Raw genomic sequence first — 6838 nt, forward strand, 5'->3', positions numbered from 1 at the left:
ACTCCTCAGATTCCCGGGTCCAGGACGTAGGTGGTCAGCTCAGGCCACAGCCGCGCCCAGGGCTCGCGGGGGCCGGCACACCGCCACACGGTCATGCGTGCGTCGATTCCCGGGAAACCGCGCGGATCGTCGAGCTGCACCAGGGCCCGGACGTCGGAAAACGAGTGCCGCAAGCGTGGTGCGGCCTCGGCGGTATCGACGCACAGCACCGTTTCGACGTCCTCGTCCGGTCGGCCGAACAGCGCGTAACCGCGGTCAGCGCTGTATACCAACGGCATTCTCGGGTCGCGGGCGTGGACCAGAATCGCTGCCTGCCAATATGTTCGAGTGATCACGGGGATGCGCTCCCTGCCCGCCGAGGCCGCGGCGCGAAGTACCCCGGAAACGAGATCGGCCCGGCCGGTGGTGCCCGAAACCCGCATGCGCACAGACATTTCGGCCCGGGTGGTCACCGGCTGAGCGGGCGCGCCGGACGGCAGCAACACCACCACCGCCGAGACGATCACGGCCGAGATCGCGGTCGCGACCACCGCCGCCGCCTTCCACCACCGCGCCGGTACGTTCTCGACCAGAACGCACGCTCCCGTGGCGAATACCGCGGGGAGCAGGCCGGCGAGGTAGTACGGTCTGCCGCCGACCGCGACCACGAACCCGGCGACGACCAGTGCGGCGACGGCGAGGAAACGGTAGGCGCGCAGCCGAGTACGCACGACACCGTATGCCGCGCAGGCTGTCAGCACGCATCCCAGCACGCCGGCGAGCACGGCCAGCTGCACCGGCAGGCCCGCGGCGCCTCCGGTCGCGGCCTGCTGTTCGTCGCGGATCACTGGTCCCATCGCCCATTGCGGCCAGTCGTGGCGCCACTGCCACAGCAGTGCCGGAACCGCTGCGAGCGTCACTACTCCCGCCGCGAGCCACAGGGTGGGCCGTCGCACGATATCGCGGGGGCCGCAGCAGGCGACGCCGACCGCCAGTGCGGCGATCACCATGGGGATCAGCAGCTTCACCTGCAGATCGATCACCACGACGACTCCGGCGACCAGTAGCAGCCGGTCCTGCCGCAGACGCACCCAGCGCACAAGTAGCCAGACCACGAGGGCCACCGCGGTGCTGTCGAGCGCGAAAGTCGACAGCGACGCGGTCTGGGTGATCAGCCAGGGACAGCTCGCGTACCCGATCCCGGCCAAAATCTGCGCGGCCCGCCCGCCCTCGAATTCCCGCGCCGTCAGGGCGGTCACGATGATCGCGGCGACGCCGGCCAGGATCGCCGGCAGCCGCAGCACGGTCAGGGAATCCGGGGCCACCATATCGGCGGCACGGGCCAGCAGCGGGATCAGCGGCCCCTGATCGACGTAGCCGATATCCGGATGGTGTCCGGCGGCGAGGAAATACAATTCGTCGCCGAACCAGTCGTAGCGGGCCGCGCGCGCTACCAATACTCCGCCGGCGACCAGCGCAAGCAATCCGACGACCCCGAGAGCGGGCGTTCGCTTCATCACAATGATGCGGGTTCCACCTGTTCCGCGCCCGCCACGGCCACCTCGTTCCTATCGTTCGCGGCGATATCACCGCAGAGTGCCGTCAGCGTCGACAGATACCGGTCGATGGCCTCGTGGGCGCGCGGAGTATCGGGAAAGACCATGCTCAGTGAGGTCATGTCCGGGAAGCGGTTGACCCACAGATAGACTTCGCTGGAGCTGGCGCGGTTACCGTAGAGTCCACCGTTGATCTTGTCGAACATCTCCGCGCCTTCCATCCGACGCACATCGACATAGGAGACCATCGGCGCGGCGAATCCGAGGCTGCTGCGGATGCGCGGATCCCCGTCCGCCAGTTCCAGTACCCGGTGCACGCCGACATCGGCCAGTTCCCGTCCCGAGTCGGCAGCGGCCTGGGCCCGCCAGGCCAGCGCGGTGAAGGTGTCGCCGGGCCGCACCGTCACCGCGACCGGCACCAGATTGGTGAACCAGCCGATCGCCCCCTGCTCCCCCACTTCGGTACGAGTGTTGACCGGGGTGAACACGAAATACTTTTCCCGGCCGGTCAATTCGTATTCGGTGAGTGCGATGGCGGCGAAGAGTCCGCCGAGGAATTTCGCGCCGGAACGTTCACAGACCGCGTCGAAGCGCAGCGCCGCGGCTTCGTCGAACAGCGGCACGGTGACCTGGGCACCGCGGGTGAATCCGCCGCCGGCGACCGCGCCCAGATCCATGGGGAATGACGGCACCGATCCGTCGTGCTCGACCAGCAGTTCCAGCCAGGCCCGGACCTGCGGCGAGTGCGTGGTGAGTGCGGTGTGATGGGCCAATTCCCGGTCGCAGTAGGACAGGTGGCCGTCCACCGGCTCGATGTCGACCCCGCCGCCGGACAGTTCGTTGCCGTAGAGCCGCAGCAGATCGACGCACGACAGCGCCTGCCCCACACCGTCGGTGTGCAGGTGATCGACGGCGGCGTAGACGGTGAATTCAGCGCCCCGGTCGATGACGCCGAAACCGAAGCAGTCCCAGTCGAACACTCCTCGTGCCTGTTGTTGCACATGGGCGCGTACCGACTCACCGCCTGCACAGTCACCGTAATCGTGGACCTCGAACTCGATATCGGCCGGATCGGCGACGTGCCGGACGATGCGGTCCTCACCTGCACAGGAGAACCAACTCCAGAAGGTATCGTGGCGCCGGGCGAACGCGGTGACGGTGCGGGTCATCGCCGCGCGGTCCAGCGGTGCGGGAACGTCGAACGCGATCATGCACAGCCGCGACGCGCGAGAACCGCTGTCGCGCTGCCGATAGGCCGCGCGCAGGTACTCGCGCTGCTGATACGACGGCCCGGTCGGATGTTCCGGTGCCGCCAGCACAGCGGCACGCGAGTCCGCGGTGGGCGCCCAGGAAATCAACCTGCCCGGACGTGGATGCCAATCGTCGAAGAAGCCGAAACCGACCATGGAAACCCTCGTTTCGTCCAGAAGTGAGCGACGATCCGCCGGCGCCGGCAGCACCGCCGGGTCGCGCGGCCGCGAGTCAACGGCACCCGGACCGATCCGCCAACCATTGCCGGTGAAGTCTGTGAACGTCCCCAACGGCGGCCGAGCTGTTTAGGCCGCTGGTCCCAACGGTTCGCCGAACATCTTGTGGCGCCGCTGGTTACGGGCCTAGTTTGACCGCAACCGGATCCGGACGGATCGAAAGAGGTTCGAATGCTTCTCCGCACATTGCGCGCCACGATCCCGAGTGCGTTGCTGACCATCGCCGCGAGCGTGCTCGTCGCGGTGAGCGCAGCACCCGCGGTCGCCGACGACAGCGCGATCGCCCCGGTGAGTATCGCCGACCTGACCGCGGCGGCGCATCCGGCCGCCGACGGCAGCCATCTGGTCGCCGACGGCAGCCATCTGGTCGCCGTCGACTCGGGTGCGGATTCGATGCTGGACCTGCGGGTACGCTCCGCCGCGATGGGCCGCGAGATCGTGGTGAAAGTACTTCGGGCACCCGATGGTTCGAAGCCCGCGCCGGTGCTGTATCTGCTCAACGGGGCGAGCGGCGGATCGGAATCCAGCAGCTGGCCCGCGCAAACCGATGTGGTGGATTTCTTCCGCGACAAGCAGGTCACCGTGGTGACGCCGATGGGCGGCAACGGCAGCTATTTCGCCGATTGGCGGGCTGACGACCCCGTTCTGGGGCGACAGAAGTGGGCGACCTTCCTCACCGCGGAACTGCCCACCGTGATCGATTCGGCGTTCCGTGGTTCCGGCGCCAATGCGATCGCCGGTATCTCGATGGCCGGCACCTCGGTATTCCAGTTGGCCTCGGCGGCTCCGGGACTGTATCGCGCGGTGGGCTCCTACAGCGGCTGCGCGCGCACCAGCGATCCGCTCGGGCAGGCGTTCGTCGACGGTGTGGTGCTGCGCTGGCACGGCGATCCCCGAAATCTGTGGGGACCGCCCGGCGATCCGCTGTGGGCGGCCAACGATCCGTATCTGCATGCGGGCCGGTTGCGTGGCCTGGCGATCTACGTATCCACCGGCAACGGTGTTCCGGGCGCACTGGACCGGCTCGACGGCCCCGGAATCCACGGCGACGCCCATAAACTCACCGAACAGCTGTTCTACGGCGGCATCCTCGAGGCGGCCACCCACAATTGTGCGGTCGCGCTACAGGATCGGCTGGTCCAACTCGGCATCCCGGCAACCTTCGATCTGCGGGCCAGGGGCACGCACTCGTGGGGTTACTGGCAGGAGGACCTGCACCGCTCCTGGCCGCTGCTGGCACAAGCATTGAATCGATGACCACGGTCCCGGCGCCCGGGCCGCGGCGGTGCGGCATCATGAGGAGATCGTTGGATCCGAACCATGATCTCAGGAGCGCCCGTGCGACGTACCGGATTTGCCGCAGTCGGCGCCACCGCAGCGGCGGTGGCGCTGTTCATCGGTGCCGCCACCGCGAACGCCTTCGGGCCGCTGCCGCCGGCGGACCCGTATCTGGGGCCGCCCGGCACGGCCACCATGCACGGTGACGCGGAGTCCTCGGACACCACCGGGCTTCCCGGAGTCGGTACGGGGCCGGTGGACGTCCGGTTCCAGGAACTCGCGGCCGCCTGCCCGACCATTCTGCAGGGCGGCGACGGTCTGCCACAGGCCCTGTGTACCAAGGTGATCGACCGCTCGCCGACGGTGTTCCTGCTCGACCCCGCCACCGGCGCACCACTGACTTCGCTGTCACTGCCCAAGGGTGGCCTGCTCGGCGGCGTCTACGCCTATCTGGACCACGCCGACCGACTGGTCATGGTCGACGGTCACAACAACCTGGTGCGGATCGCGCACGAGAGAGATAGTGCCGGCGCGAAACTCGCGATCGAGTCCAGTGTCCCGCTCGACGCGGCGGTCACCGGGCACTGCGGCGGTGGCGACTGCGACAGCGTGGCCTCGCTGATGCCCGATCGACAGGGCCGGATCTGGTTCGCGACCGCCAACGGCGCCGTCGGCATACTCGATCCGGATACCGGTGCGGCGCAGTCGATCACACTGGCGGGTGAACATATCGACAACAGCATCTCCACGGCACCGCAGGGCACCGCGGTGACCACCGATCACGCCACCTACCTGTTCACCGCCGACAGCTCGGGTGCACCGCATCAGGTGTGGCGCCGCGACTACGACCGCGGGCCGGCGCGTAAACCCGGGCAACTCAGCTGGGGTAGCGGCGCGAGCCCGACGTTTTTCGGCCCGCGTGACGGCACCGAATACCTGGCGATCACCGACAATGCCGTGCCCGAGGAGAATCTGCTGGTCTACGACACCAGCACCGGACGCACCATCTGCTCGGTACCCGCGCTCGACGGGACCGAGAACTCCCCCATCGGTTCGGGCTCCAGCGTCTTCGTGGCGAGCACCTACGGCTTTCCGTATCCGGCGCTGCCCGACAATGCCGGTCCGAGCGAGCCCGGTTCTGCGGACTTCCGCGGTGGAATGGTCCGTATCGATATCGACCCCGACGGGCAGGGCTGTACCCGGAAGTGGGCCGGCGAGGTGAAGTCGGCGGCGGTGCCCCGGCTGTCACTCGCCGACGGCATGATCTACACCATCGCCCGTGACGACCGGATCGCCGGAATCGACACCGGCAGCGCCGCATCGGTGCTGGGCGGCTATCGGCTGACCGTCATCGACGCTGCCACCGGTGCCGTCGCCTCACAGCAGCCGGTCGGCGCCACCGCCGTCCACAACACCTTGCAGATGGTGGGCACCATCGCACCGGGCCGGGTGCAGTACCAGGGAACAACCACCGGCCTGTTCCGGATCGCGCCTGCCGGCTGACACGACGGTGGGGCCGGTTCGTGCGAAACCGGCCCCACCGGGTCGACCGGATCTACCCACCGGCCGCGACTCATTCAGTTGTAGACGGCCCCGAACGACGGGACGGAAATGGTGCCCAGCTGGTACTGGAAGCCATCCGGGTGTTCATCGGAGACCGGCACCGGCCACCGGTGCCACAGCGTTCCGTACACCGCCGCGACGATCATGCCCGGACCGGGATCGAAGACGGCGGTGCGGATGGTGGTGTCGACCGGAATGTCCTGATGTTCGATGAGCGTCTGGGTACCGCTGCGCCCGTTGGACATGTTGTACCAGACGACCTGCAGGTTCGCGCCGGCCTGATTCGGCGCGATGGTGCCCGGTCCGCCGAAGAAACCGAACCGGAAGCCGTCGAAGTTCAGGGCGATGCCGGAACCGTAGACGCCCGGTCCCCCACCGCGCCCGATATCGGACTGGGCGGGGATCTGAAACGGCTGGGGCGGCAACGCCGCCTGCTGAACCGTCCGGCCCGAGGCCTGCAGCCGGTCGATCGCCTGTACGGCGGCGGGATCACCGGCCGCCGCCGAACGCAGGTGGGTCGTGGCCGCGGTCCAGTCCACGGCAGCCGGCTCCGCGGCCACCGGGCCCGCGAAAACCATCGCCGCCGCCGCAGCGGATGCCGACGCAGCCGTGAGACGACGGGTAACACTCAGTCGACGCATAACCAGTTCTCCTCGAGTTTCCGGTACAGCTCTGCTGAGACAGACTTCATCTCATTGTGGGCGGTGACCGGGTGCGCGCGAGGACGGCGCGCCGCACGAATCGCTCATTCATTCATCGCCGCGGCGAACACCTTCCACGACTTGTGCAAGTCCTCCTCCCAGTAACCCCACGAATGGGTGCCGGTGGGCCGGAATTCGAAAGTCGACGGCACACCCAGTTGCTGCAGCCGATCGTGCAATTGATGGGTGCAGACATTGGTGACCGCCTCGAGCGTGGCACCGAATACCAACTGATAGGCCAGTTGATCGAGCTTGCCGTCGGCGCCGGCGAAGG

At 67.9% G+C, this 6838-nt stretch carries 5 protein-coding genes and 1 pseudogene; 2 read left to right on the plus strand and 4 right to left on the minus strand.

What is annotated here, in order from left to right:
- Positions 1-5 precede the first annotated feature (5 nt).
- Together NV2_RS16455 and NV2_RS16460 are read right to left on the minus strand one after the other, a co-directional pair.
- Positions 6-1496, minus strand: coding sequence for an ArnT family glycosyltransferase (locus NV2_RS16455; RefSeq protein WP_067874510.1), 1491 nt, complete (start codon positions 1494-1496; stop codon positions 6-8).
- On the minus strand, positions 1496-2941 hold the full coding sequence (locus NV2_RS16460) for a condensation domain-containing protein (RefSeq protein WP_157102930.1): 1446 nt from the start codon (positions 2939-2941) through the stop codon (positions 1496-1498). The genes NV2_RS16455 and NV2_RS16460 overlap by 1 nt, the downstream gene beginning before the upstream one ends.
- Positions 2942-3193: 252 nt before the next feature.
- Here NV2_RS16460 and NV2_RS16465 point away from each other — a divergent pair, with 252 nt between their 5' ends.
- On the plus strand, positions 3194-4279 hold the full coding sequence (locus NV2_RS16465) for an alpha/beta hydrolase (RefSeq protein ID WP_084474822.1): 1086 nt from the start codon (positions 3194-3196) through the stop codon (positions 4277-4279).
- Positions 4280-4342: 63 nt separating this feature from the next.
- On the plus strand, positions 4343-5803 hold the full coding sequence (locus tag NV2_RS16470; protein ID WP_067874516.1) for a hypothetical protein: 1461 nt from the start codon (positions 4343-4345) through the stop codon (positions 5801-5803).
- Between the two features lie 74 nt (positions 5804-5877).
- On the opposite strand, the gene NV2_RS16475 is transcribed toward NV2_RS16470, so the two are convergent.
- Positions 5878-6504, minus strand: coding sequence for a hypothetical protein (locus NV2_RS16475; RefSeq protein WP_067874518.1), 627 nt, complete (start codon positions 6502-6504; stop codon positions 5878-5880).
- A gap of 104 nt (positions 6505-6608) precedes the next feature.
- A pseudogene (locus NV2_RS31730) lies at positions 6609-6838 on the minus strand (esterase family protein); the annotation flags it as partial.

Origin of the sequence: Nocardia vermiculata NBRC 100427, from assembly GCF_001613265.1 — a bacterium.
Classification (GTDB): domain Bacteria; phylum Actinomycetota; class Actinomycetes; order Mycobacteriales; family Mycobacteriaceae; genus Nocardia; species Nocardia vermiculata.